The organism is Bradyrhizobium sp. MOS002 (assembly GCF_003020115.1).
In the GTDB taxonomy this organism is placed as follows: Bacteria; Pseudomonadota; Alphaproteobacteria; order Rhizobiales; family Xanthobacteraceae; genus Bradyrhizobium.
In genome coordinates this window covers 75,600-101,044 of record NZ_PYFX01000008.1, presented here as the reverse complement: position 1 = coordinate 101,044, position 25,445 = coordinate 75,600, and the positions used below count along the sequence as shown (strand labels likewise).

At 63.6% G+C, this 25,445-nt stretch carries 29 protein-coding genes and 2 pseudogenes; 18 read left to right on the top strand and 13 right to left on the bottom strand.

Features of this window, described 5'->3' with window-relative positions; translation table 11 throughout:
- On the bottom strand, positions 1–213 hold the full coding sequence (locus C7G41_RS23600) for a hypothetical protein (RefSeq protein WP_106944770.1): 213 nt from the start codon (positions 211–213) through the stop codon (positions 1–3).
- A gap of 207 nt (positions 214–420) precedes the next feature.
- On the opposite strand from C7G41_RS23600, the gene C7G41_RS23595 reads away from it, so the two are divergent.
- The gene (locus tag C7G41_RS23595; protein WP_027518070.1) at positions 421–723 is read left to right on the top strand and encodes a hypothetical protein; all 303 of its coding nucleotides are present in this window, start codon (positions 421–423) and stop codon (positions 721–723) included.
- Positions 724–726: 3 nt separating this feature from the next.
- On the opposite strand, the gene C7G41_RS23590 is transcribed toward C7G41_RS23595, so the two are convergent.
- Positions 727–963 carry a hypothetical protein gene (locus tag C7G41_RS23590; protein WP_106944876.1) on the bottom strand — a complete coding sequence of 79 codons (237 nt, stop codon included), beginning with the start codon at positions 961–963 and terminating at the stop codon, positions 727–729.
- A gap of 338 nt (positions 964–1,301) precedes the next feature.
- On the bottom strand, positions 1,302–1,589 hold the full coding sequence (locus C7G41_RS23585) for a hypothetical protein (protein ID WP_106944769.1): 288 nt from the start codon (positions 1,587–1,589) through the stop codon (positions 1,302–1,304).
- A gap of 200 nt (positions 1,590–1,789) precedes the next feature.
- On the opposite strand from C7G41_RS23585, the gene C7G41_RS23580 reads away from it, so the two are divergent.
- The 3 genes from C7G41_RS23580 (at position 1,790) to C7G41_RS23570 (ending at position 3,434) form a co-directional block, all read left to right on the top strand.
- Positions 1,790–2,377: a formyltransferase family protein gene (locus C7G41_RS23580; RefSeq protein WP_106944768.1), complete on the top strand. Its 588-nt coding sequence runs from the start codon at positions 1,790–1,792 to the stop codon at positions 2,375–2,377.
- Positions 2,378–2,599: 222 nt separating this feature from the next.
- Positions 2,600–2,944: a hypothetical protein gene (locus C7G41_RS23575; RefSeq protein ID WP_106944767.1), complete on the top strand. Its 345-nt coding sequence runs from the start codon at positions 2,600–2,602 to the stop codon at positions 2,942–2,944.
- Positions 2,889–3,434 (top strand): hypothetical protein, encoded by a 546-nt coding sequence (locus C7G41_RS23570; RefSeq protein ID WP_199198567.1) that lies wholly within the window; start codon positions 2,889–2,891, stop codon positions 3,432–3,434. The genes C7G41_RS23575 and C7G41_RS23570 overlap by 56 nt, the downstream gene beginning before the upstream one ends.
- 52 nt (positions 3,435–3,486) lie before the next feature.
- Here C7G41_RS23570 and C7G41_RS23565 read toward each other — a convergent pair whose 3' ends face one another.
- Positions 3,487–3,885 carry a RidA family protein gene (locus C7G41_RS23565; protein ID WP_106944765.1) on the bottom strand — a complete coding sequence of 133 codons (399 nt, stop codon included), beginning with the start codon at positions 3,883–3,885 and terminating at the stop codon, positions 3,487–3,489.
- 150 nt (positions 3,886–4,035) lie between these two features.
- Between C7G41_RS23565 and C7G41_RS23560 the strand changes: the two genes are divergently transcribed.
- Positions 4,036–4,911 (top strand): DMT family transporter, encoded by an 876-nt coding sequence (locus tag C7G41_RS23560; RefSeq protein ID WP_106944764.1) that lies wholly within the window; start codon positions 4,036–4,038, stop codon positions 4,909–4,911.
- 202 nt (positions 4,912–5,113) lie between these two features.
- Positions 5,114–6,535 carry a caspase family protein gene (locus C7G41_RS23555; RefSeq protein WP_106944763.1) on the top strand — a complete coding sequence of 474 codons (1,422 nt, stop codon included), beginning with the start codon at positions 5,114–5,116 and terminating at the stop codon, positions 6,533–6,535.
- 53 nt (positions 6,536–6,588) lie between these two features.
- Here the strand turns inward: C7G41_RS23555 and C7G41_RS23550 are convergent, their stop codons facing one another.
- Positions 6,589–7,554: a LysR family transcriptional regulator gene (locus C7G41_RS23550; protein WP_245446656.1), complete on the bottom strand. Its 966-nt coding sequence runs from the start codon at positions 7,552–7,554 to the stop codon at positions 6,589–6,591.
- Between the two features lie 119 nt (positions 7,555–7,673).
- On the opposite strand from C7G41_RS23550, the gene solA reads away from it, so the two are divergent.
- From solA to C7G41_RS23525, 5 genes and pseudogenes are all read left to right on the top strand, one after another.
- The gene (gene solA / locus C7G41_RS23545; RefSeq protein WP_106944762.1) at positions 7,674–8,843 is read left to right on the top strand and encodes an N-methyl-L-tryptophan oxidase; all 1,170 of its coding nucleotides are present in this window, start codon (positions 7,674–7,676) and stop codon (positions 8,841–8,843) included.
- Between the two features lie 75 nt (positions 8,844–8,918).
- The gene (locus C7G41_RS23540; RefSeq protein WP_106944761.1) at positions 8,919–9,731 is read left to right on the top strand and encodes a transporter substrate-binding domain-containing protein; all 813 of its coding nucleotides are present in this window, start codon (positions 8,919–8,921) and stop codon (positions 9,729–9,731) included.
- A gap of 99 nt (positions 9,732–9,830) precedes the next feature.
- Entirely contained in the window at positions 9,831–10,574 is a 744-nt protein-coding gene (locus C7G41_RS23535; protein WP_106944760.1) for an amino acid ABC transporter permease, read from the top strand.
- A 116-nt stretch (positions 10,575–10,690) separates the two neighbouring features.
- Positions 10,691–11,413 (top strand): amino acid ABC transporter permease, encoded by a 723-nt coding sequence (locus tag C7G41_RS23530; protein ID WP_373681147.1) that lies wholly within the window; start codon positions 10,691–10,693, stop codon positions 11,411–11,413.
- Between the two features lie 11 nt (positions 11,414–11,424).
- Positions 11,425–12,176, top strand: a pseudogene (locus C7G41_RS23525) (amino acid ABC transporter ATP-binding protein).
- Positions 12,177–12,236: 60 nt separating this feature from the next.
- Here C7G41_RS23525 and C7G41_RS23520 read toward each other — a convergent pair.
- Together C7G41_RS23520 and cysK are read right to left on the bottom strand one after the other, a co-directional pair.
- Positions 12,237–12,479: a BrnA antitoxin family protein gene (locus tag C7G41_RS23520; RefSeq protein ID WP_106944757.1), complete on the bottom strand. Its 243-nt coding sequence runs from the start codon at positions 12,477–12,479 to the stop codon at positions 12,237–12,239.
- A 3-nt stretch (positions 12,480–12,482) separates the two neighbouring features.
- Complete coding sequence (gene cysK / locus C7G41_RS23515; protein WP_106944874.1) at positions 12,483–13,460, bottom strand: cysteine synthase A; 978 nt, start codon at positions 13,458–13,460, stop codon at positions 12,483–12,485.
- Positions 13,461–13,683: 223 nt separating this feature from the next.
- Between cysK and C7G41_RS23510 the strand changes: the two genes are divergently transcribed.
- Entirely contained in the window at positions 13,684–13,902 is a 219-nt protein-coding gene (locus C7G41_RS23510; protein ID WP_007610632.1) for a hypothetical protein, read from the top strand.
- Between the two features lie 33 nt (positions 13,903–13,935).
- Here the strand turns inward: C7G41_RS23510 and tgt are convergent, their stop codons facing one another.
- A complete protein-coding gene (tgt, locus tag C7G41_RS23505; RefSeq protein ID WP_106944756.1) occupies positions 13,936–15,084 on the bottom strand; it encodes a tRNA guanosine(34) transglycosylase Tgt in 1,149 nt (382 codons plus the stop codon).
- 229 nt (positions 15,085–15,313) lie between these two features.
- Between tgt and C7G41_RS23500 the strand changes: the two genes are divergently transcribed.
- The 4 genes and pseudogenes from C7G41_RS23500 (at position 15,314) to C7G41_RS23485 (ending at position 19,489) form a co-directional block, all read left to right on the top strand.
- On the top strand, positions 15,314–16,498 hold the full coding sequence (locus C7G41_RS23500) for a patatin-like phospholipase family protein (RefSeq protein ID WP_245446652.1): 1,185 nt from the start codon (positions 15,314–15,316) through the stop codon (positions 16,496–16,498).
- A 135-nt stretch (positions 16,499–16,633) separates the two neighbouring features.
- Positions 16,634–17,380: a TetR/AcrR family transcriptional regulator gene (locus C7G41_RS23495; protein WP_106944754.1), complete on the top strand. Its 747-nt coding sequence runs from the start codon at positions 16,634–16,636 to the stop codon at positions 17,378–17,380.
- Between the two features lie 249 nt (positions 17,381–17,629).
- Positions 17,630–18,231 (top strand): annotated as a pseudogene (locus C7G41_RS23490) (PepSY domain-containing protein).
- A 220-nt stretch (positions 18,232–18,451) separates the two neighbouring features.
- A complete protein-coding gene (locus C7G41_RS23485; protein WP_106944753.1) occupies positions 18,452–19,489 on the top strand; it encodes an aspartate-semialdehyde dehydrogenase in 1,038 nt (345 codons plus the stop codon).
- 98 nt (positions 19,490–19,587) lie between these two features.
- On the opposite strand, the gene queA is transcribed toward C7G41_RS23485, so the two are convergent.
- The 5 genes from queA to coaD form a co-directional block, all read right to left on the bottom strand.
- Positions 19,588–20,661, bottom strand: coding sequence for a tRNA preQ1(34) S-adenosylmethionine ribosyltransferase-isomerase QueA (gene queA / locus C7G41_RS23480; RefSeq protein ID WP_106944752.1), 1,074 nt, complete (start codon positions 20,659–20,661; stop codon positions 19,588–19,590).
- A gap of 143 nt (positions 20,662–20,804) precedes the next feature.
- Positions 20,805–21,269, bottom strand: coding sequence for a peptidylprolyl isomerase (locus tag C7G41_RS23475; protein WP_007590736.1), 465 nt, complete (start codon positions 21,267–21,269; stop codon positions 20,805–20,807).
- On the bottom strand, positions 21,266–21,691 hold the full coding sequence (locus C7G41_RS23470) for a hypothetical protein (RefSeq protein ID WP_106944751.1): 426 nt from the start codon (positions 21,689–21,691) through the stop codon (positions 21,266–21,268). The genes C7G41_RS23475 and C7G41_RS23470 overlap by 4 nt, the downstream gene beginning before the upstream one ends.
- Before the next feature lie 8 nt (positions 21,692–21,699).
- Positions 21,700–22,275, bottom strand: coding sequence for a peptidylprolyl isomerase (locus C7G41_RS23465; protein ID WP_106944750.1), 576 nt, complete (start codon positions 22,273–22,275; stop codon positions 21,700–21,702).
- A 41-nt stretch (positions 22,276–22,316) separates the two neighbouring features.
- Positions 22,317–22,811 carry a pantetheine-phosphate adenylyltransferase gene (gene coaD / locus C7G41_RS23460; RefSeq protein WP_106944749.1) on the bottom strand — a complete coding sequence of 165 codons (495 nt, stop codon included), beginning with the start codon at positions 22,809–22,811 and terminating at the stop codon, positions 22,317–22,319.
- Positions 22,812–23,058: 247 nt separating this feature from the next.
- Between coaD and C7G41_RS23455 the strand changes: the two genes are divergently transcribed.
- Both C7G41_RS23455 and C7G41_RS23450 read left to right on the top strand, forming a co-directional pair.
- The gene (locus C7G41_RS23455) at positions 23,059–23,316 is read left to right on the top strand and encodes a hypothetical protein (RefSeq protein WP_106944748.1); all 258 of its coding nucleotides are present in this window, start codon (positions 23,059–23,061) and stop codon (positions 23,314–23,316) included.
- A 216-nt stretch (positions 23,317–23,532) separates the two neighbouring features.
- The gene (locus tag C7G41_RS23450; protein ID WP_106944747.1) at positions 23,533–25,386 is read left to right on the top strand and encodes a potassium transporter Kup; all 1,854 of its coding nucleotides are present in this window, start codon (positions 23,533–23,535) and stop codon (positions 25,384–25,386) included.
- The last annotated feature ends 59 nt before the right edge of the window (positions 25,387–25,445 follow it).

Sequence of the window (25,445 nt, the reverse complement as noted above, 5' to 3'; positions counted from 1 at the left end):
CTAGCCGCCGCCGAAATTGGAGGGGTCCAGATTCCGGTTCTCCGATGGCGGGATCGGTGGATAGCCCGGAAACTTGTACCAGCCGGGCGGCACGGGCGCGTCCTCAGGCGGACGGACGATGACGTGACTGTGCTGCCGAGCATGATGGACCGGCGCAGCCGGCACCGGCGCGCACGCTGAGATCAAAAGAACCACGGCCAGAACAGATCGCATTGAACGTCCTCCAGACGTCCACCCGTCTCCTGATGTGGTGCGGGAACCACGCAGAGCCCACGGTCCTGTGGGGTCACGATCGGTCACATCGGCGGCATTGCGCCTGCCGCCGGTCCAGCCGATCGGCCGAATTGCGCCGATGCTGTTTGGACTCCGTTCACCGATCGCCGATAGATCAGGATGGATCTTCCGCAACGAACGCGCGCCATGGCTGACCTCAACGCCGTCCTCACCAGGCTCAACGACCGTCTGCTCCGCCTCGAGGGCGAGCTGTTCGTGCTGCGCTCGCTGGCCCGCGCAACGCTGACGGCGGGCGATGACCATGCGGCGCGGATGCGCAAGCTGGTCGAGGCCGCAAAGGTCGCGCTCGACGACGAGGCCACGCGCCCCCTCGACAAGCCGACGCGCAAATATGTCGATGCGGCGACCGCGCTGGTGGAGGAATTGCTGGTCGAGCCGACCCAGGCACGGCCGTTGTTCACCGTCATCGACGGCGGCCGGCGCGACTGAGCGTCAGACTGGCCGGCTATCGTCCGTCGCGGCGACATCGCCCGACTTGAGCCGGCTGAGGCCGGCTTCGATGATCGCGATCTCCTCGTCGATCTGGCCGATCGGCAGGCTGAAGTCGTAGCCGGACCTGCTCTTCAGATCGACCGCAAGCCGCTGTCTGTGCATCATCAGCTCGTCGAGGCCGCGCCGGTTCTTCAGCCGGACATAGACGTCGACGATCTGCTCAATCGCGCTCGGCATGAAATCGGTCCCGGCGAAAAAGCCCGCACGGCGCACCCACGCCGGCGGGACAATCTCGGTGTCGCGGTACGCAATACAAATCCGCGACGGATTCGTCGATACGCCAAGGTGGTTGAGATCATGTTACCGTTAGATGTTTTCGTGACTGCCGAGCATGAAAAAGCCGCTGGCGATAACGCCAGCGGCCAAATCCCGGTTCGAAAACGGATGCGGGTTGAAATGTCGCCAGCCCCGGTGGGTCCACGTTCTAACGGCAAATCCTAGATCTCTCTGTTAAGAACCAAACACAGGAACAGGCCTATCCCTAATCGCCGCCCGACCGTGGCGGCGCGGCAACGCTAGTCTGTGAGGCAGAAATATTCGCGCGGCAGCCTGCGGTAGGCGCTGTAGCGGTAATGCGGCCGGTACGCGTAGCCGCGATAGAGTGCCGGCGGCTCCTGGCCGTAATAGGCGCCGTGATAGAAATTGATGACCGGCCCTTCCGCGCAGCGATAGGTGTCCCAGGTCGGGCCGATGAAGGGTGCCACCCCAACCTCGGGCGGAACCGCCGGATAAGGCGGACCGCCGGCGCGCGCCGGAGTGGTTGCGACCAGGGCCGCGAGAAAGACAAACCACGCGCTTCGCATGCGTTCGCTCCGAGCCGATGCCATGCGCGCATGGAAGCACCTGACGGGCCGACGCCGCAATCGCGGAATTCATTGCGCACCGTCGGCGCACCCCCGCCCGGTGCATTGTTGATAACCGGCGCAAACGCAGCGCGGGTGGTGACAGGACGTCCGGACGTGTTATCGGGAGATGACGCAGTTGCGAGACGGATCGGACACCCATGCGCATTACCCTCGTCGGCTCCCGCCATTTCGGCGTGACCACCCTGAACATGCTCCGGGAGCACGGTGTCTTGATCGTGCGGGTCGTGGTGGCCGACCCCGAGGATCGTCTCGCCGCGACGGCCAAGGCGGCGGGCATCGACGTCGTGGTCCAGGCCAATCCGAAGCTGGTGGTAGCCTCCGAGATCGCCCCCGAGACCGATCTGATCGTCACCGCGCATAGCCACGCTCGGATCGGCAAGGACGCGCTCGAGGCAGCGAAGCTGGGCGGGATCGGCTATCATCCCTCGCTGCTGCCGCGTCACCGCGGCAAGGCGGCCGTGGAATGGACCATCAAGGAAGGCGATCCGATCGCCGGCGGCACGATCTATCACCTCGCCGACCGCATGGACGCCGGCGCCATCGCGGCCCAGGAATGGTGCTTCGTCAAGAAGGGCGAGACGGCACGGGAGCTGTGGGAGCGCGCGCTCGCCCCGCTCGGGCTCAAATTGCTGGCCGACGTGATCGACTATGCCAAGGTCCACAAGGCGCTGCCGTCCAAGACTCAGGACGAGCAGTTCGCGACCTCGGCGCCAAGTCTTTCCTGAGCCGCGCTTTCCTGAGGCCCCTTTCCTGAGACCATTTCCCTGAGTCGCAGTCCTTACCCTTAACGTGAAGGGGCGTTGATTCTGCTTCGAAAATTGCAGTCGGAAACCCAAATAAACCATTGTTCCAACAGGAACAATTTTCGATTTGGCACCGCACCAAATTTCCGTCACATTTTGCCCGAATAAGCGTCAGCATATCAGACAGATTCAAGGACGGATTTTATGCGTTTTGCTCGCATTGCGGCGTTCTGTGCCGCTTCGATTGTCACCCTCGCCGCGCCCGCTTTCGCCCAGACCCCCTATGACGGCAACTGGCAGGTCACCATCGTCACCAAGAGCGGCACCTGCGAGCCGACCGCAAGTTCCTTGCTGACGGTTGCCGACGGCAAGATCACTGCGCCCGGCGCTAACGTTTCCGGCACCATCGGCAGCGGGGGACTTGTGAAAGTTTCGATCAATGGTGCATATGCCAACGGTCAACTCAGCGGCAACGCCGGATCGGGGAAGTGGAATGGAGCATCTGCAGGCATACCGTGCAGCGGGCGGTGGGAAGCATCGCGCCAATAGAAAAATCGTGACGAGCGGTCTGGGCCAACGGCTGCTGATCGCGGCCGGTATTATGTTTGCGGCCGGAATAGCCAACTCCGAGAGCAAGGCCCAGTCCGGCCCGTTCGCCCCGCTGGCAGGCAGCTGGAGCGGCTCAGGCACGGTCACCCTGGATGACGGCTCGACCGAGCGAATCCGCTGCCGGGCCAAATACGCTCCAATCGGACCGACGATGGAGTTGTCTCTGACGTGCGCCAGCGACGCGTACAAGTTCAACCTCGGCGCCAACGTCAAGGCTGAAGGCAGCGCCATTGCGGGCAGCTGGTCCGAGGCCAGCCGCAATATCAGCGGCTCCCTTTCGGGTCGCGGCGCCGGCGGAAACTATGAGCTGCTCGCCTCCACCGCCGGCTTCAACGCCAACATCTCGCTGAAGACGTCCGGCAACAAGCAGAACGTCACGATGCGCGCCGACAGCCAGTTCCGCGGCGCCAACATCTCGCTGTCGCGCTAAGCCGATACGAGTAGATTGACAATCGACCCGGCGATCTCGCCGGGTCGATTTTTTATGTGCCCGGCACGAACGCCGTGACCTCGATCTCGACCTTGGCCCGCTTGTCCACCAGACCGCCGATATAGAGCAAGGTCGAGGGCGGGAAATTGCGCCCCAGCGTTTCCTTCCAGGCCGCGCCGATGCCGGTCCCGGCTGTCTCATATTCGCTGCGGCTGGTCAGGTACCAGGTCAGGCGGACGATATGCTCGGGGCCGGCGCCGGCCTCGCCCATGAGCTTGATGATACGCTTCAGCGCAGTCCCGACCTGCGCTGCCATGTCAGGCGCGTAATTTCCGGTCTCGTCGCCGCCCGTCTGGCCGGCCAGGACCACCCAGCGGCCCGGCCCCTCGACCACGACACCGTGGGAAAAGCCGCGCGGTTTTTTCCACTCGGCCGGCTGCAAGATGTGCATGAGCGAAGATCTCCCGTTTTTTCTCGTTGTTCACTGATGCCTTAGCACGCCGCCATGCATCGCTGCACCGGCAGATTTGGCCGTTGCAAACGGCCACGATGTCGCCGATACCGACCCTCCCTCAGACCCTCGCCTCCCACACCAGCGCCAATGAACACGACACCGTCCAAAACGATGGCTGCCCTGTGGATGGCGGGCTGGCTGTCGCTGATGCTGGTCATGGCGGTCGCCGGGCGCGAGACCACGCGCGAGCTCAACGTCTTCGAGATTATGGAAGTGCGCTCGGTGATCGGGTTCACGCTTCTGCTGCCGATCATCTACCGAGCCGGTGGCTTCAAGGCGGTCGCGACCAAGCGCCTGCCCCAGCACCTCGCGCGCAACGGGGTCCATTATTTCGCACAGCTCGGCTGGTTCTACGCACTGACGCTGATCGGGATCGGCCAGGTCGTCGCGATCGAATTCACCATGCCGATCTGGACGGCGCTGCTGGCCGCAACATTCCTGTCCGAGCGCATGACCGTCTGGAAGATATCCGCGATCGTGCTCGGCATCGTCGGCGTGGTCATGATCGTGCGGCCCGCCACCGGCGAGATCAATCCGGGCCAGCTGATCGCACTGGGAGCCGCGATCGGCTTCAGCATCTCCATGATATTGGCGAAATCGCTGACCCGGACCGAGAGCGCATTGTCGATCCTGTTCTGGATGATCGTCGTGCAGATGGTGGTGGGTTTGCTCCCGACGCTCTACGTCTGGACCTGGCCGTCAGCCTCCCTGTGGGGTTGGCTCTTCGTCATCGGGGTCTGCGGCACATTCTCGCACTACTGCCTCGCCAGCGCGCTCCGGTACGCGGATGCAACCATCGTGGTGCCGATGGACTTTTTGCGGGTTCCACTCACGGCGACCGTCGGCTGGCTGCTCTATTCGGAGCGGCTCGATACTTGGACCGTGCTCGGCGCGGCGCTGATCCTCTGCGGCAATCTCCTGAATTTGAAGCCGCCTTCGCCGGTTCCCGCCCGCGCGCGCTGAACCTCGCGCCGCCTCACGCGACAAAACCAAGTGGCCGTGTGATTTAGATCACGTTGGAGGGGTATTCCATCGTGCACATTCTGCCACACAGCAGCGGGTTGAACGTCACGACTGCCGTTTTGGTGGCGCCAAATCGGATACTTCGTGTAAGTTCGTTGCCAATTTGTTGCTGCCTGCAATTCGATTCTGTTGGGGATTCCAGATGCGCACTCTCACCCTCCTCGCGTCGCTGATGTGCATGGTACTGTCGGTCAGTGCCGCGAAGGCCGACCGCCGTGTTGCTTTCGTCGTCGGCAACGGCACCTACAAGAACGTCGCACAATTGCCGAACCCGCCGATCGACGCCAAGGCGATGGCGGCAACGCTGCGCAATGTCGGCTTCGAGGTGATCGAAGGCTCGAACCTCTCGCGCGACCAGATGACGGAGAAGCTGCTGGACTTCGGCCGCAAGGCGCAGGGCTCCGATGTCGCAGTGTTCTATTATGCCGGTCACGGCATCGCGGTCGGCGGCTCCAATTATCTCCTGCCCGTCGACGCCGACATCAAGTCGGAGATGGACGTCAAGCTCGGTGCCGCCATCAACATCGATCTGACACTCGAGCAGACCATGGGCGACGCCAAGGTCAAGCTGGTCTTCCTTGATGCCTGCCGCGACAATCCGTTCGCTGCCAAGATCAAGTCGAACTCCGCGACCCGCAGCGTCAACGTGCAGAGCGGTCTTGCCGAGATGAAATCCGGCGAAGGCACGCTGATCGCGTTCGCCACCGGCCCGGGCCAGACCGCGCTCGACGGCCAGGAGGGCAACAACAGCCCGTTCACCCGTGCGCTGATCGACAACATCACCAAGCCTGGTATCGAGATTCAGCAGGCGATGACGTCGGTCCGCGCCCAGGTCAATGAGGAGACCCACAAGGGTCAGCTGCCCTGGGGCCACACTAATTTGATCGGCGCGGTCTATCTCAACCAGGCTCCGGCGACCCAGGTCGCCAATGCGGCACCGATGGCTGTTGGCATCGCGCCGGCGGCAACCGGCGTCAATTCGGACGGTGTCGAGCTCGAATACTGGCGCTCGGTCAAGGAGAGCAACAAGCCGGAAGAGCTCAACGCCTACCTCTCCGCCTACCCCAACGGCCAGTTCAAGGCGCTGGCGCTGGCGCGGATCGCCGCGATCAAGAGCGGCCCGTCGACGACGACCCGCAACCTCAACGCCGGTGTCGATCCCGCGACCTTCACCGACGACGCCAGCCAGCTCACCGAGGACCAGATCGGTCTCGACAAGGGCCAGCGCCGCGACGTGCAGCGCCGCCTGACCGGACTTGGGTTCGACACCAAGGTCACCGGCGCCTTCAGCGAGGACACCCGTACGGTGCTCAAGCGCTGGCAGGCGGCACGTGGCTATCCGTCGAGCGGCTATCTCAACAAGCTCCAGCACAAGGCCCTTCTGTCCGAGATCGTGGCGACCACGCCGACGGCGAGCGACGACAGCGCGAAGCCGGCCCGGCGTGCCAGCAGCGCCCCCTCCCAGAGCGCTCCCGCACAGCATCGCAGCGGCGGCGGCGATCCCGGAGCAGCCTTCGTCGGCGGTGTCGTCGGCGGCATGATGGGCGGCATGTTCCGCCGCTGAGACAGGCGAGTTACGACAAACAAAAGCCCGGCTCGCGCCGGGCTTTTTTCTTGCTAATAATCCTCGGTGAACCAGGGCACGAGCGTCCGGATACGCGGCATCGCTTGCGTCGTAATGCTCGTTCGCGCCATCTCTGCGATCCGCGGCGCCAGGGATGAAAGATCTCCACGGCGGGTCACCAGAAGCAGCTCACGAAAGAAGCCAGGGCCGGGCAAAGGCAGAGCGCTGACCTGCGCCGCGTGAGCAAGCCCCTGCAACAGACACAGCGGCGTGGTGATCGCCACACCCATGCCGGTCGCGACCATGGCGACCAGACTGTCCGAGGTGTCAAACTCGAAAGCCCGTGGCGGGCGAATGCCGAGGCGGCTCAGATGGCGCTCGACCTGAGCCCCTGCATAGGAACGCTCGCTGTACCGAACCAGGCGATGTCGAGTGAGGATCTCCCGCAGATCAAGGCCAGCAAATTCGGCCTCCATGCCGCGCGGCACCACCAACAGATTTGGCTCGCGATAGAATGGGAAGCGTTCGACATCATACAGGTCATCCATCGCGTCGCATGTGATCGCGGCGTCGATCTTGCGATTCATCAGCGCCTCGGCATGTGAGTGAGCGAGGCCCGACCATACGGACAGACTCAGTGCGATCTCGCCCGTCATGAGTTCTTTGACGAGGTGCGCGCCGACCGTGGCCGCATAGGAGTCGACGAGGCCAAGCCTCAGATCAACCCGCTCAGACTGTTCCGCCGCGACCCGGAGTGCGCTGAGAAGCGCATCAAAGTCGCGGTTCAGTTCGAGAACGCGGCTTGCGAGGATGCGCCCCGCGCGAGTCGGCGTGAGCGGCCTGCGGGTCCGGTTGAAGAACGCGACGCCGACCGCCGCTTCGGCACGCCGGACCGCCTGAGACACGGCGGATTGCGTCATCCCGAATTGGCGTGACGCTTCCAACATGCTGCCGGAGTCTGCGACAGCGGCGACGATCTGCAGGCTTCGCAGGTCTGGAACAGGTGACAGCATCTCCATGACTTAAGCAAAAGTCATCTGAAGATGCAAATTTTCTTCATTTCATGAATTATCCTTGTCGACGAGCTGCATTTAAAAGCAGACTTCGTGCCGTCCTAACAATTAAGCAGTCCCGATCGATGCGCGAGAAAGCGGATATTCTGGTGATCGGCCTCGGTGCCATGGGCAGCGCGGCGCTCTATCAACTGGCCAAGCGAGGGATCAAGGCGATCGGCCTCGATCGCTTTGCCCCTCCCCACACGATGGGGTCCAGCCACGGCGAAACCCGCATCACTCGGCAGGCGGTCGGCGAAGGCCGCGATTACGTGCCCCTGGTGTTGGATACTCACCGGATCTGGCGTGAGCTCGAAGCCGAGACGTCCGCCGAGCTGCTGAACCCGTGCGGCGTCATCGTCATGGCGCCCGGTGTCGGCGAGACGTCGCACCACGGCAAGCCGGATTTCGTCGCGCGTTCGATTGCGGCAGCCCGTGACTTCAGCATCGCGCATGAAGTGATCGACGGGCGAGAGGTGGCTCACCGCTTCCCGCAGTTCCTGAACCTCGAGGGCAATGAGAAGGCCTATTACGAGCCCGGCGGGGGCTACGTTTTTCCAGAGCGTTGCATCAAGGCGCAACTGACACGCGCCGAGCAGCTTGGCGCAACGATACGCACGGGAGTCGAAGTTCTCTCGATCGCCCAGAGAGGCTTTGCCGTTCGGGTGGAAACGTCCTCAGGCACTTTCGAGGCGGACCAGGTGGTGGTGTCGGCGGGCGCCTGGAACGCTCACCTTCTCGGCGCGCCGTTTGACCGTGTGCTCACGGTGAAACGTCAGGTGCTCCACTGGTACGAACTTGAGGACATGAGCCCGTATCGCGCCAACGCGCCTGTGTTCATTTGGATGCATGGCGCGACGGATGTCGACTACTTCTACGGCTTCCCGCCACTGCCAGGCGACCGTCGCGTCAAGGTGGCGACCGAGCAGTACGAGACCAGCACAACGGCCGATACCGTCGATCGCACCGTTGATCCGGCGGAGTCGGCCAAGATGTACCGGATGCACGTCAAGGGGCGCCTCGCGGGCGCCACGCCCCGTGCCGCGCAGGCGGCTGCCTGTCTCTACACGACAACACCCGATCGGGGATTCATCATCGACCGGCATCCTGACCAGGACAGAGTCTTTGTCGTCTCGGCGTGCTCCGGTCACGGCTTCAAGCACTCGGCCGGCATTGGAAACGTCGTCGCCGAGATGATGGCCGATGGTCGAAGCTCGATCGACCTTGCTCCATTCTCCGTGTCCCGTTTTTCGTGACGTTTGGCACGAACCTTGTAACGCAAAGAGTACATGCTGCGCGTGTCGTGATTGCAATCCTGGAGGTGTCACCCAATGAGAAATATGCTCCGTTCCATGATGGCAGGTGCCGCGGTGCTGCTGCTGCTTGGCAGCGCTCAAGCCGCCGATGGCGTCGATGCCATCAAACAGCGCGGCACGTTGAATGTCGGCGTCAAGGCTGACTACAAACCCTTCGGATATCGCGATCCCACGGGAAACGTGGTCGGCATCGAGCCTGATCTTGCCGCCGACATTGCCAAGCGCCTCGGCGTCAAACTCGAGCTCGTTCCGGTCGGAGCCTCAAACAGAATCGAATTTCTCCAGCAGGGAAAGGTCGACTTGCTGATCGCGACCATGTCGGACAGGCCGGAACGTCGCCGCGTCGTTCAAGTCATCGAGCCGCTGTATTATTCAGACTATGTGAACATCCTTCTCAACAAGAAGGCCGGCATCAAGGACTGGGCTGACCTCAAGGGAAAGCCCGTCTGTGCAACGTCGGGGGCCTGGTACAACAAGGACGTCGCCAAATCATACGGCCCCGAAATTGTTGCGTTTGACGGCTCGGAGAAGCCCCTGTTCGCGATGAAGCAGGGCAACTGCATCGGCTACGTCTACGATCAGACCTTCCTGCAAGGCAAGCTGCTGGAGGACGAGTGGAAGACGGACTACGACCTGCCCCTGAAAGGCGTTCTGCCTTCGCCATGGATGATCGCCGTTGCGCTCGAGAATGCCAGTCTTCAGAAGCTGCTCGAAGATACGACCAAGGACTGGATGAAGACCGGCTTCATCGTGGCAGCGGAAAAGAAGTGGGGCATTACGCCGACCGAGTATTCGCTCTCCATGCACGAGCAATACAAGGACAAATAGGCGCGCAAAGCGGAGCGCCATATCCATCTTGCGCTCCGAACAGGTCGAGCCCATGCACTGCTACGAGGCATCGCCCTCAACAGTTCGGTGTCGAGCAACATGCAAGCAATCGCCAACTGGTTTCAGCAGCTCTACGAATCGACGGGGTTGAACTTCTCCGTGTTCTACGATGCCTACGACTGGGACCGCTATCTCGGCGGCCTCAAGATGACGTTGCTTCTGAGTGTCACGACCATCCTGCTGAGCCTGATGATCGGTGCGGTGGGCGCCTTGCTGCAGGGCAGTCCGTCGATGTTGCTGCGGCTGCCTATCAATGCCTTCGTGGTGGTGTTCCGCAACACGCCACCGCTGGTCCAGCTCTTCTTTTTCTATTTCGGCCTCGGCACCATGCTTCCGGCCGTCGAAGCGGCGGGCATGCGCGTTCCGCTGCTGAGCAACGTTCAGTGGGCCATCATTTCGCTGTCACTGTTCGCGGCCGCCTTCAACGTCGAAATCTTCCGCTCCGGAATTGAGGCGGTGCCCAGGACGACGATAGAAGCCGCGGAGGCGCTCGGATACACGCGCCTCAAGGCTTACATCCACATCGTCCTTCCGCTGGCCGTGCGCGTCTGCCTCCCCGCCCTGAACAACAACCTCGTCAATCTGCTCAAGACGACCACCCTCGCCTACGCGATCGCAGTTCCCGAAACATTGTATGCGGTCAAGCAGATCTGGTCGGAATCGCAGAATGTCCTCGAAATGATGGTCGTGTTGCTGGCGACCTACGGCATCCTTGTCGGCGTCCTCGTCTGGCTGATGCATCGCTGGGAGCAGGCGATGCGCATCCCCGGTTATGCGCGATGAAGACTACAGGGTCCGGAAACAGGCTTGCTGTTCTCGTGCCGTATCGTCCCGCGCCGGCCAGGATGCCCGTTCGGATCGGTCCACTGTCCGCTGCGATCCTCTGTTTCTGCGCCGTCATGGCCGCATCCACCGCATGGGCGGAGGCCGGACCGACGATGCTGTCCCCACTGCAAATCATCGTGAAGTGGTCACCGCTGCTGCTGCGCGGGTTCGTCTTCAACATCGCGATCTCCCTGCTGGCTATGCTGCTGGGGACCGTCGCCGGGCTTGGCCTGGGCCTCGCCCTGTTGTCGGAGTCCCGGCTACTCGCCGCTGTCAGCTGGCTCGTCACTCAATTCTTCCGCAATGCGCCCTGGCTGGTGCTGCTGTTCTTCGTGATGTTTCTGGTGCCTTTCCAGGTCACCCTGTTCAAGACGACCATCCCGTTGCCGGACTGGATCAAGGCGACCGTGGGCTTCGCCTTGCCCGTCATGGCGAATGTCGCCGAGGTCGTGCGCGGCGCCGTCCGCTCCATTCCGGCGACGCAGTGGGAGGCGGCGGAATCGCTGTCATTCACGCGGCGTCAGACCATGTGGCTGATCATGCTGCCACAATGCATCAAGCGCATGCTGCCGCCCTGGATGAATATCTATGCGCTGGTCGCGATGTCGACGGTGCTCGCATCGATCGTCGGCGTTTCGGAAATGCTCACGCTGACAGCACAGGTGCACGCCGCCGAAGGCGGGAGACCGGAGCTGTTCGCGCCGCTCTACGGTTTCGCGCTGCTGTGTTTCTTTCTCTACTGTTATCCGATCAACCTGTGGACCGCTCGTCTCGAGCGTCGGTTCCGCGTACGCTGAGGGAGCAGAGCATGGCCGCGACCTGGACGCCGGATCAGCCCATCGTCCAATGCGTCGACGTCAGAAAGTCTTCGGAGCTCTCGAGGTTCTGAAAGGAATCAGCCTGTCGGTCAGGAAAGGCGAGGTGATCTGTATCATCGGCCCGTCCGGATCAGGGAAATCCACGCTGATCCGCTGCATCAATGCCCTTCAACCGATCTCGTCCGGCAGCATTCAAATCGAAGGCATCGAGGTTTCCGACCCCAGGCTCGACAAACTGGCGCTTCGTCGCAAGGTCGGGATGGTCTTTCAACAATACAACCTTTTCCCGCACAAGACCGCGCTCCAGAACGTCATGATGGCGCCAATCCATGTTCTCGGCCAGAAGCGTCCCGAGGTCGAAGCGCGCGCCCGGGCGCTGCTTGCCAAGGTGCGGCTTGCGGGGAAGGAGGACACCTATCCCGGTGAACTCTCCGGCGGACAGCAGCAGCGCGTGGCCATCGCCCGTTCGCTGGCGATGCGACCGGACATCATGCTGTTCGACGAAGTCACCGCCGCCCTCGATCCGGAAACGGTCAAGGAGGTCCTGGTCACCATCCGGGAGCTGGCCGAAGACGGGATGACATGCCTCCTGGTAACCCACGAAATGAACTTCGCCCGTGAGGTCGCCGATCACGTCTACTTCACCGATCGCGGTGTGATCGTCGAGCACGGCCCGCCGGAAACATTATTTACGGCCGCCACGGACGAACGAACGCAGCGGTTTCTGTCGCAGGTCCTTTGAGTTCGCCACCCAGGGGCGCGCCAGTTTCGGACGACCGCCCCCGGATCCGGCAGTTGGCGTCTACTTCCCCGCGGCCTTTCGCAGCGCCTCGTTGATGCGGTCCTGCCAGCCGGGCCCTCCGGCCTGGAAATGCTCCAGCACGTCCTGGTCAATCCGCAGCGTGACCTGCTCCTTGATCCCCGGCGCCACGTTCTGCTTTGGCGGCGCCTCGGCGGCCTTGGCCGTCACCTTCTTGAACGCCGCCTCGGCCTCCGTCCTGGCATCGCCCAGCGTTCGCGGCCGCCTCGGTGGTTGATCCGCCATGTCCTAGATTCCCTCAAACAGAGCCGTCGAAAGATACCGCTCGGAGAAGGACGGCACTATAGCCAGGATGGTTTTTCCCGCAGCTTCCGGCCGCTTGCCGATCTCGAGGGCCGCGGCGATCGCGGCGCCCGAGGAAATGCCGCCGGGAATGCCCTCGTGCCGCGCCAGCGCCCGCGAGGTCTCGATCGCCGTCGTCGAGCTGATCTTCACGATCTCGTCGAAAACCGAGCGATCGAGGATGTCAGGGACGAAGCCCGCGCCGATGCCCTGGATCTTGTGCGGCGTATGCTGGCCGCCCGACAGCACCGGGCTCTCCTCCGGCTCGACCGCGACCACGCGCAGGGAGGGCTTGCGCGGCTTCAGCACCTGACCGACGCCGGTGATGGTGCCGCCGGTGCCGACGCCGGCGACGAAGAAGTCGATGTTGCCGCCGGTGTCGTTCCAGATCTCCTCCGCGGTGGTGCGGCGGTGCACCTCGGGATTGGCGAGATTCTTGAACTGCTGCGGCATCACCGAATTCGGCGTCGTCTTCAACAGCTCTTCGGCCGTCGCGATCGCGCCCTTCATGCCTTGCGCGGCCGGTGTCAGCACCAGCTCCGCGCCCAGAAAGGCCAGCATCTTGCGCCGTTCAATCGACATCGACTCCGGCATGACCAGCTTGAGCCGATAGCCGCGCGACGCCGCGACGAAGGCCAGCGCGATGCCGGTATTGCCGGAGGTCGGCTCGATCAGCACGGTGTCGGGCTTGACGATGCCGGCCTTCTCCATGGCGATGATCATGGCCGCGCCGATGCGATCCTTCACGCTTGCGGCGGGGTTGAAATATTCAAGCTTTGCCAAAATGGTCGCGTTCACGCCGTGCATGCCCGGCAGCCGGCGCAGGCGGACGATGGGCGTGTCGCCAAAAGCATCGACGATCGAGTCATAGATCCGGCCGCGGCCGGGTTGGTGCGCTGCACCCGTGGTGGACGATGCGTCCATGATCAACTCCCTGTGGCGACGAATTGCGCTTCTGTTGCAGCTCTTGCGCAGTTAGAGACAGCCTGCGGCGACACGCAAGCGACATTGCGGTACATGTTAAATACGCTGCATCGCAAAATCACGTGAGCTGCAATTATCAGAAAACCAACGCATTTGTGTTGCGACCTCGTCAACTGATTCTGCTTATGTTAGACTTAGGTCTCAAAGCTGGGAGGTCACCACGATGTCAGCAGTCGCTGAAGTGTTGTCGACCGTCGCGCCGAACCGCGCTCCGCGTTGCAGTGAGTTGCCCACCTGTCCAGTCTGCGCCGACTCCATGGTCGCCGCCGAAGGTTCTGCGTATGTGTCGGAACACCTGATCAGCTATCTCTGGACCTGCGACAATTGCGGCTACGGCTTCGTGACCAAGCACGCCGTCAAGCAGCGCTTCCTCTGCAACTGACGTTTCCTCTGCAACTGACCGTGTGCAATTGACCTAGCGCGGGGCGATGTCGCCCCTCGCCCAGTCCTCGCGCGTACGCCGATAGAACTCCTCGAACGTGCCCTGCGCGACCGCGTCCCTGATGCCCTGCATCAGGAACTGGTAGTAAGCGATATTGATCTCGGACAGCAGCATCGCACCCAACGTCTCGCCCGCCTTGACGAGATGGTGCAGATAGGCCCGCGCGTAGCTGCGCGCCGACGGCCAGGAGCTCTCTTCGTCGAGCGGACGCGGATCGTCGGCGTGGCGCGCGTTGCGCAAATTCACCTGGCCGAAGCGTGTGAAGGCGACGCCATGCCGGCCATTGCGCGTCGGCATCACGCAATCGAACATGTCGATGCCGCGCTTGACTGCCTCGAGGATGTCGTCCGGCGTGCCGACGCCCATCAGGTAGCGCGGCCGATCTCTCGGCAGCCGCGGCGCTGTCTCGTCGATCATCGCCAGCATCACGGCCTGTGGCTCGCCGACGGCCAGGCCGCCAATCGCATAACCATGGAAACCGATCTCGATGAGGCCTTGCGCGCTGGCATGGCGAAGCTCGGGTATGTCGCCGCCCTGCACGATGCCGAACAGCATGTAGCCGTCGGGCGCGGTCTCGAAGGCACGCTTGCTTCGCTCGGCCCAGCGCAGCGACAATTGCATCGCGCGGTCGATGTCGGCGCGCTCGGCGGGCAGTCGCACGCATTCGTCCATCTGCATGGCGATGTCGGAGCCGAGCAAACGCTGCACCTCGATCGAGCGCTCCGGCGACAGCTCGACCTTGGCGCCGTCGATATGCGAACGGAAGGTCACGGCCTGCTCGCTGACCTTGCGCAAATCCGCCAGCGACATCACCTGGAAGCCGCCGGAATCCGTCAGCATCGGCCCGTTCCAGCCGGTGAATTTTTGCAAGCCGCCAAGCGCCGCGATCCGCTCGGCGCCGGGACGCAGCATCAGATGATAGGTGTTGCCGAGCACGATGTCGGCACCGGCCTCACGCACCTCGCGCCAGTGCATGCCCTTCATCGCGCCGGCGGTGCCGACCGGCATGAAGGCGGGCGTGCGCACCACACCGTGCGGCGTGGTCAGGCGCCCGGTGCGCGCGGCACCGTCGGTGGCGAGCAGTTCGAAATGATTGGGCAGACCGGTGTCAGGACGATTCATGACGGTGCTTATTGCGTGTCGGAGCAGGCCGATCAACCCGCCCAGACGATGCTTCGGCCGGCTTATGCATCAGACTGGGACAATGGAGGCCAATATCGGGGACACGGAAGTTTGCAGCCGCGGCGCTTGTTAAACAAAACGATACAGTGTAGTTCTATCCTGGGGGCTGGACGAGATGCCGCGGCGATGTTGCCGGCGGCGGTAGATGCGTGATCGCCAGCCACCGACAATGCCCATCCTTTCAAGTTCGACTGACCCAGCCGGCCGTTCGCATGGCAGGACAAGGCAGACAGTTGCCGGCCTGATCGGATGGCTGGCCCTGACGTGCAGCCTGGCGCTCGGCGCCTGTACCTCCCTGCCCCGCACGCCCTATACGGCCGCCGAAGCCAGCACATCGCGTGTGCTCGATATCGACGGCCTGCGGCGCTACGCCGACGACCCCGTCACGAAATTCAGTTTCGAGAAGGACACCGGTACCGCGACGAAGTCCTATCTGGCGCTGTCAGGCGGCGGCGCAGATGGCGCCTACGGCGTCGGCGTGCTCAACGGCTGGACCGCGGCCAGAACCCGGCCCGCCTTCTCGGTCGTCTCGGGCGTGAGCACCGGCGGCCTGATTGCACCCTTTGCGTTTCTCGGCTCGCAATATGACGACACGCTGAAGGAGGTCTACACCAGCGGTATCGCGGAGAGCCTGTTGAGCGATCCCAGCATCATGCGCGTGCTGTTCGGATCCGGCCTGTTCGGCAACACGCGGCTGCGTGAGCTCGTCGCCCGCTATGTCGGGCAGGAGCTCATGGCGCAGGTCGCGCGTGAAAACGCCAAGGGGCGCAAGTTGCTGGTGGTGACGACCGATCTCGACACCCAGCGGACCGCCATCTGGGACATGGGCAAGATCGCCGCGGTGGGCACGCCCGAGGCGCTCAAGCTGTTTCGCGACGTGATGGCGGCCTCCGCCAGCATACCTCTGGTGTTTCCGCCGATCATGATCGACGCCGAGGGCCAGGGCCGCAGGTTTCAGGAGATGCATGTCGACGGCGGCGTGACGGCCCCGGTGCTGACGCTGCCGGAAGCCCTGCTTTTCCAGGGCAGTCGCCTCCCCGGCGCGGCGAGGATGGACATCTACATCCTCGTCAACAAGAAGATCGAACGCAACTTCGAGCTCGTCTCCAACAGCACCATCGACGTCGCCTCACGCAGCCTGTCGTCGATCACCCAGTCGCAAACCCGCTCGACCATCTTCTCGACCTATGATTTTGCCAGGCGCAACCACCTGGGCTTCCACCTCTCCTATATCGCGCGCGACTATCCGGCGGCCCCCTCGGAAGGGTTCGACACCGCCTATATGCGGGCGCTGTATCAGTACGGATATGAGAAGGCGGCGTCAGGCCAGGCCTGGACTTCGGCGCTTCCGTGAGACGCTCGCTCAGGAACGAGGCCGTGTCGAGACGGTTGAGGATGCGGCCCATTCGGCCAGATTAGCCATGACGCACCCGTTGCTGCGCGTTATAGAGCAATGACTGATGCTACGACCGCGCAGGAATCATTGGGCATGGGATTGACTGCGACCAGGACAAGACCGGCAGCGCCGCAGCGCGAGGTGCCGAAATCGCGCGGCGGCCGGCCGACGAAAAGCGCCGCGATCGAGCGCGATCAGCGGCTGATCGAGGTCGCCACCCGCCTGTTCCTGGATCGCGGCTTTGACGCCACCTCGCTCGACGCGGTCGCGGAAGCCGCGCGCGTGAGCAAGCCCACCGTCTATGCCCGTTACGGCGACAAGCGCGGCCTGTTCGCCGCCGTGCTGCGGCGCGAGATCGCGCGATGGCTTGCACCGCTATCCGCGGCCGCCGAGACCAAGCTCAGCAGCGCCTCGGATATCTCGGTCGAGCAGCGGCTGGTCGAGATCGGGCGCGAGATGCTGAGCTTCACCTGCGGTCCCGATGCCGTCGCCTTCAGCCGCATGATGACGTCGCAGGCCATCAACTTTCCCGACATTGCCAAGCTCGGCAAGGAGGAAGGCTGGCTCAAGGCCGTCGCCACCACGGCACGCTTCTTCGATCATCTGGTGGCGCAAGGCGCGCTCGACGTCGACGACACCACCATCGCGGCGGAAGTGTTTCTCGACGTCGTCGTCGGTCACAACCATCGCTTGGCGACGTTTGGAACGCCGCCGGAGATGAAGGTCGCGGAAAAGCGCATGCGCGCTGCGATCAAGCTGTTCCTGGCAGGCGCGCTGGGATCTGCGGACGGCGTCCAGAGTGCTGCCAAGGGCACGCAGCGGCGGCGCTCGTCGCGCTGACAATTCCGTGAGGTTGCGATCTTTCCAGGGGGACCCGCGGCCGCGCCGTTGACCAAAACAAAACGATACGGTATGGTTTAATTATAGGGCGATGCGGATCGCTTTTTCACCAGCCCCAAAGAGGTCCGCACCGCCTGGATCGCCGGGGCGGTACCACCCGTCACGACGCTCAGCGGCCGACCGATGTCCAAGGTCGGCCGCAAATTCTTTACGATCATCCGGCACACTCGCTGGCCGAGGGTTTCGAGCATGACGACAACCAAACGACGGATCTCGGGATTGCTCGCGATCGCCCTGTCCGCACTCCTCCTCGCAGCGCCGGCGCGGGCGATCGTGAGCACGGCCACGCCGACCGCCCTTCCCAGCGACACAGATGGTGACGCCGAGGCCGACCGCCAGGCGGTCAGTCGAGAGATCGAGCGCTTCCGCAGCTCGTCGATCTCTATCAACCAGGCCATGGCGATTGCGGAAGGCCGCCATGCCGGTGCCACGACGGCGGATGTGAGCTTCGACGGAGCCTCCGGCGTGCCGGTCTACCGGGTCAAGACGCTGCACAACGACCGGATCTGGCGCCATACGATCAATGCCGCGACCGGCGAGATCGTCGGCGGCGAAGCCGCCCTCCCCCTCGCCGAGCTCGACCTCGACGATCGCAGCAACCTCGCAGCGCTCGGCGCCATCAAGCACCGCCTTGCGGATGCCGTGGACGTCGCCGAGCGCGCGGCCTCCGGCAAGGCGATCAGCGGCGGCCTGGTGCGCGAACGCGGCCGGCTGAATTTCGCGATCGTCGTCATCAGTGGCGACAACCTCAAGGAGTCATCCTCGAACCGCCGGGCGCCCGGACCAAATAGCGGCAGCCCCTATCCCGCCGAAAAGCCATTGACGGGCGCAAAACTCTCCCGCATAAGCTCCCGCCATGTTCACGACCACCAAACGCACGACTAAAACCACCACGGCCTTCGGGGCCCGGGGAGGCGTGCGCGTGTAGTCGTCGACTAGAACGCAATCCACTCTACCGAAGCCCCGCCCTCGTTGGTCCGGGGCTTTTTTGTTGTCTGAATTCTCAATTCAATGGAGGACAAAGTGAGTAACGATCCCGTCGTCGCGATTGTCGGCGTCACCGGTGCGGTGGGCGCCGAATTCATCGCCACCATGGACAAGCGCGGCTTTCGCGTTGGCAAGCTCAAGGCGCTGGCCAGCGCCCGCTCGGCCGGCAAGACGGTGTCGTTCCGCGGGCAAGACGTCGTCATCGAGGAGCTGACCGAGCGCGCCTTCGAAGGCGTCGACATCGCCTTGTTCTCCGCCGGCGGCAGCATTTCGAAGAAATATGCCCCGATCGCGGTCAAGGCGGGCGCCGTCGTTGTCGACAACTCCTCCGCCTTCCGTATGGATCCGAACGTGCCGCTGGTGATCCCCGAGATCAACGCGAACCGCATCCGCGACCACAAGGGCATCATCGCCAACCCGAACTGCGCCGCCATCACGGCGCTGGTGCCGCTGTGGCCGATCCACCAGAGCAACCGCATCAAGCGCCTGATCATCTCGACCTACCAGGCAGCCTCCGGCGCCGGCGCTGCCGCTATGGACGAGCTGGTCGAGTCCACCCGGGCCAACCTCAACGGGCAGGTTTATACGCCGAAGGTGATGCCGCATCCCTACGCCTTCAACCTCTTCAACCACAACACGGCGATCGACCCCGACACCGGCTACAACGACGAAGAGACCAAGGTCATCAACGAAACCCGCAAGATCTTCGAGGACGACAAGATCGCGATCGGCGTCACCTGCGTGCGCGTGCCGGTGCTGCGGGCTCATTGCGAGGCCATCACCTTCGAATGCGAGAAGCCGATCAGCGAGGACCAGGTCCGCGCCATCATGGCGCGAGCGCCGGGCGTCAAGATTGTCGACGACCGCGCCAGGAACTACTTCCCGATGCCGATCGACGCCTCGGGCCAGGACGACGTCCTGGTCGGCCGCATCCGCAAGGACCTCAGCGACCCCTCTGGGCATTCGATCTCGATGTTCGTGGCGGCGGACCAGCTGCTCAAGGGCGCTGCGCTCAACGCGGTGCAGATCGCGGAGCTCCTGCCGCAGCGGGTGATGGCGTAGCGCAAAAGGTGCGTAGGGTGGGTTAGCGAAGCGTAACCCACCACGGTCTCCATCCGCAGAAACAGAAGCGGTGGGTTACGCCTTACGGCTAACCCACCCTACCGCTCCGCCCGAAACAACAAACACGCATCGCCGTACGAATAGAACCGATAGCCGGTCGCGATCGCGTGTGCATAGGCCTGCTGCATCGCCTCCAGCCCGGAGAATGCCGACACCAGCATGAACAGTGTCGACTTCGGCAAATGGAAATTGGTCATCAGGATATCGACGGCGCGGAAGCGATAGCCGGGGGTGATGAAGATGGCCGTCTCGGCGGCGAATGGCTCAATGGTGCCGTCCTCGCTGGCTGCGCTTTCGAGCAAGCGCAACGACGTGGTGCCAACCGCGATGATACGGCCGCCGTTCTTGCGGGCGGTGTTGAGCCGCTCCGCCGTCTCGGCCGAGATCGTGCCCCACTCGGCATGCATCTTGTGGCTTTCGGTGTCGTCCACCTTCACCGGCAGAAAGGTCCCTGCCCCGACATGCAGCGTGACGCGGTTGATGCCGACGCCGCGCGCGTGCAGCACCTGCTCCAGCGCCGGTGTGAAGTGCAGGCCGGCTGTCGGCGCAGCAACGGCGCCTTCATTCGCCGCGAACATGGTCTGGTAGTCGGCGAGGTCCTGATCGTCGGGCGTGCGTTTCGAGGCGATGTAGGGCGGCAGCGGCGGGCTGCCGAGATCGGCAATGGCTTGATCCAGCGTCGGACCGTGGAACGAAAATGACAGCGTCACCTCGCCTTCCGCGCCCTTGGCCTCGACCTCGGCGTCGAGATGGCCGAGCAGGCAGACCTTGCCCTCATTGCCGAAGCGGATGCGGTCGCCGGCTGCGAGTTTCTTGGCCGGCTTCACCAGCGCCTGCCAGCGCGAACCGTCGAGGCGCTTGATCAGCGTCGCCTCGATCTTCGGCTCGGTCTCGCGGCCGATGCGACGGCCTTTCAATTGCGCCGCGATCACCTTGGTGTCGTTGACGACGAGCTGGTCGCCCGGCTTCAGCCATTGCGGCAGATCGACGATGACCTGGTCGCGCAGCGTGCCGTGATCGACAACCAGCATCTTCGCGGAGTCGCGCGGGCTCGCCGGGCGCAATGCGATGCGCTCGGCGGGCAGGTCGAAATCGAAGAGATCGGTGCGCATCGCGTGCTCACGGCCGTACAGTCAGACCCTCATGGTGAGGAGGCGCGTAGCGCCGTCTCGAACCATGAAGGCCGAGCTGCAGCAGCGGGGACTTCATCCTTCGAGACGCGCGTTCCGCGCTCCTCAGGATGAGGGTTGAACGCCTACTCCGCGTCAGCCGCCATCCGCGCCTTGACGATCTTGTCGGGGTTCTGCACGGGCTCGCCGCGCTTGATCTTGTCGACGTTCTCCATGCCCTCGGTGACCTTGCCCCACACCGTGTACTGGTTGTCGAGGAAGCGGGCGTCGTCGAACACGATGAAGAACTGGCTGTCGCCGGAATCCGGGCTGGCGGCGCGCGCCATCGAGGTGGTACCGCGCACATGCGGCTCCTTGTTGAACTCGGCCTTCAGCTTCTTGCCGGAGCCGCCGGTGCCGGTTCCCTGCGGGCAGCCGGTCTGCGCCATGAAGCCGTCGATCACGCGATGGAACACGATGCCGTCGTAGAAGCCTTCGCGCACGAGCTCCTTGATGCGCGCGACGTGGCCGGGCGCCAGATCAGGCCGCATCTCGATGGTGACGGGGCCCTGCGTGGTCTCGAGGATCAGGGTGTTTTCGGTGGCGCTCATGCTCGTCTCTCTTGGGTTGGGGGTGAAGTCCTGTCAGGTGACGTTTTGCGGTTTCGAAACTGGATCGCGAATGGACGCCCCGCAGCGGCGCCGGCCATCGCATCGGTAAATGGCATCGGCGTGCAGCGTTGCAATGCCTCCATCACCGCGACCCGGTATTGCAGCCGGTCCTCGTCGGAGGCCTCCGCGGACTCATAGGTAATCCTCGGATGACCCAGAATGTTTCCAGCCCGGTTAAAGCTCACGACGACGGTGATGTCGATCGGGCGGGCCCTGGCGGCGGGCGGCGGCTTCCAGCAGGTGCGCAGATGCCGAAAGATGTCCTGGATGGTGTTGACCTGTGCGTCCTCGGCGATTGCACCGGGGACGCCGAGCAGCAGCACCGCGGCAACCAGCAGGAGCTTGCCACCGCGGCGCGCCATCGCCTCTCCTATTTGATGTCGGAAGCGACCTGCACCTTCACCATCTTGTCGGGATCGGTGACGGTGCCGCCGCTTGATCCGGGAGGCGCCTTCTTCAGCTTGTCGACGACGTCCATGCCCTGCACGACCTCGCCGATCACGGTGTACTGGTTGTCGAGGCTGCCGCCGTCGGCGAACATGATGAAGAATTGCGAATTGGCGGTGTCGACGCTGTCGCCGCGCCGGGCCATGCCGACGATGCCGCGCGCAAAATGCACCTTGGAAAATTCCTGCTTCAGGTTCGGATATTTCGAGCCGCCGGTGCCGTTGAATTTCTCGCCGTCGCCGGTCTGCGCCATGAAGCCGTCCATGACGCGGTGGAACGGCACGTTGTTGTAATAGCCCTCGCGCGCGAGCTGCTTGATGCGCTCGGCGTGCTGGGGCGCAAGGTCCGGCCTCAGCTTGATGACGATGCGGCCCTTGGTGGTGTCGATGACGATGGCGTTGGCCTTGTCGAGGCCGGCCGGCAAGGCTTGCGCGAAGGCCGGCACCGCGAACAGAACCGCGGCAAGAAACCCGACAAGAACTGCGAGAATTCGGATCATGATAACTCCGGATCAGAGATGAGAAAGGAAACGCGCCGTTATCAGGCGAATTTTGCCTTGAGCTGTGCCGCAACCAGCGGCGGGACGAAGGCCGAGACATCCCCGCCCATGGCGGCGATCTGGCGCACCAAAGTGGCGGTGATCGGGCGGACCATGGGAGAAGCCGGCAGGAAGACTGTATGCACCTCGGGCGCCATGGCCTCGTTCATGCCGGCGAGCTGCATCTCGTAGTCGAGGTCGGTGCCGTCGCGCAGGCCCCGAATCATGATCGTCGCACCGTGCTTGCGCGCCGATGTCACTGACAGATCGTCGAACGTCACGGCTTCGAGCACGCAGCCGGCCTGGGCTGCTACCGGCCCGCAGACGTCATGGAGCATCTTGAGCCGCTCCTCGGTCGAGAACAGCGGCTTCTTGCCGGGATGCACCCCGATCGCGACAACGAGCCTGTCGCACAGCGATACGCTGTGCCGGACCACGTCCAGATGGCCGTTGGTGATGGGGTCGAAGGAACCTGGATAGAAGGCAATGCGCGGCATGGCCACGTCCTACCGCGCCCTGCCCGGCCCGGCAAGCCGGTCGGGTTCCCTGGCGGTTTTTCCGCAAAATCGTGTCGGAATACACCGAATTGTTTCGTCCTGGGGGCGGCCACGAAACAAAACGGAGCGCGAACGAAACCATTTCCCGCGTTCGCGAAGACGTCCGGAAACTGGCCATGGTTACTAATCCAGCCAACGAACGACGGGCCGCACACTGGGCGTAGCGGCCGCATCACAGGGGACTGTCATGATCAAGGCTCTTTCGGCGATCGCCATCTCTGCGTGTGTTGCTGCCGCCCTCACCCTCCTGCCCGGCTTCGCCCCAACCGTCGAGGCGAGCGTGCCGCAGCCGCTCGCCAAGAGCGACCGGCTCGATATCCGCACCATCGGCAAGGACTGCTCGCAGCAGGCCTGGCCGAATTTCGAGGCGTCCTGCCTTCGCCAGGCCGGCACCAAATCCAACATCCGCGAGGCTCGCCTCGTGACCGCCAACCGCACTCCGTAGCGGGATCTGTCAGTTTCGCGTCAGGAACCTCCCGATAGGTCCCAACGATAAACCCCATAGATAAACACCATGGATATTTGCGACGTCCCGTCGCAGACTGGACGATGCTCGCGCCCATCGGAATGACCCGTCGGGCGCGATCCCATCGGGGGGTCGCCATTGTCCAGTACGCCCGCAGTCGCCTCCGGCCATCAACCTGATCCACTGCCGCTTGCCATGACCATGGGCGCCCTCGGGGTGGTCTACGGCGATATCGGCACCAGCCCGCTCTACGCCCTGAAGGAAGCCGCCAAGGCCGCCGCCCATGGTGCGACAGTGACCCCAGACGCTGTCCTGGGGGTTGCCTCACTGATCCTCTGGGCGCTGCTGCTGATCATCTCGCTGAAATATGCGCTGCTGATCCTGCGCGCGGACAACCGCGGCGAAGGCGGCATCGTCGCGCTCCTGGCGCTGCTGCATGCCCGCAACGCCCAACCCGGCACCTGGCGGGCGCATCTGCTCATCATCGGCCTCATCGGCGCAGCGCTGCTGTACGGCGACGGCGCGATCACACCGGCCATCTCGGTGCTCTCAGCCATCGAAGGTCTGAAGGTCGACGCTCCCTCCCTCGCGCCGGCGGTAGTGCCCGTGACCGTCGTCATCCTGATCGGCCTGTTCATGATGCAGAAGCAGGGCACCGGCTTCATCGGCCGCATCTTCGGGCCGGTGATGCTGGCCTGGTTCTTCGTGCTGGCAGCGCTCGGCATCCACGGCATCGTCAAGGCGCCGGCGGTGCTGGCGGCGCTGAGCCCCCTCTATGCGTTCGACTTCCTGATCCACCAGGATTTTCATGTCTCCTTTGCGATCCTGGGGGCCGCCTTCCTCGCGGTGACCGGCGGCGAGGCCATGTATGCCGACATGGGGCATTTCGGCCGCCTGCCGATCCGGCTGGCCTGGTTCGCGATCTGCCTGCCCGCGCTGGTACTGAACTATTTCGGCCAGGCTGCGCTGCTGATCACCGACCCCACCATGATCGAAAATCCGTTCTTCCAGCTCTGCCCCGACGCGTTGCATTATCCGCTGGTCGCGTTCTCGGCGGTCGCGACCGTGATCGCCTCGCAGGCCATCATCTCCGGCGTGTTCTCGCTGACGCAGCAGTCGATCCAGCTCGGCTTCCTGCCGCGCATGCAGATCCGTCACACCACGAGCGACGCGATCGGCCAGATCTACGTGCCCTTGGTGAACTGGCTGCTCGCCGCCGCAACGCTCGGCGCCGTCCTGAGCTTCGGCAGCTCGGACGCGCTGGCCGGCGCCTACGGCATCGCGGTATCGCTGTTGATGGCGATCACCACGCTGCTCGCAGCCCTCGTCGCGATCCAGTGGGGCTATTCGCCATGGCTCGTGGTGGCCGTGAACGGCTTCTTCTTTGTGATCGACGTGATCTTCTTTTCGGCCAATTCGATCAAGCTGTTCGAGGGCGGCTGGTTTCCGTTGATGCTGGCGGGCTTCGTCGCATTCCTGATGCTGACCTGGCGAAGCGGCGTGAAGCTGGTCGAAGCGGCACGCGCAAAGCTGCGCCAGCCCGAGGAGGATCTGATCGAGACCGCGGTCAACAAATGCAGCGCCAGACTCCCCGGCACCGCCGTGTTCCTGGCCTCGGCGCCGCGCGGCGTGCCGCTGGCGCTGACCCAGTTCGTCAAGCATAACCACGTGCTGCACGAGCGCATCATCCTGGTCACCGTGTTGATCGAGGAGCTTCCTCACATCGCCGACGAAGACCGCACCGAGGTGATCGAGATCATTCCCGGCATTACCCGCGTCATCCTGCATTACGGCTTCATGCAGAACCCGACGATCTATGACGGGCTGACCCTGGCCTGCCGCCACGGCAAGCTGCCCGGCATCGATCTCTCCGACATCACCTATTATGTCGGCCGCGAGACCATCATCCCGCGCGAGGACGTGCCGGGGATGTGGGTCTGGCGCGAAACCGTGTTCGCCTTTCTGCAACGCAATGCCGAACGCTCAGCCGCGTTCTTTGGCGTGCCGACCAAGCAGGTGGTGGAGTTCGGCACGGAGCTCGAGATTTAGGGCAGTTGGTAGCCCGGATGGAGCGAAGCGCAATTCGGGACTCTTTGCGCGGCGCAAGA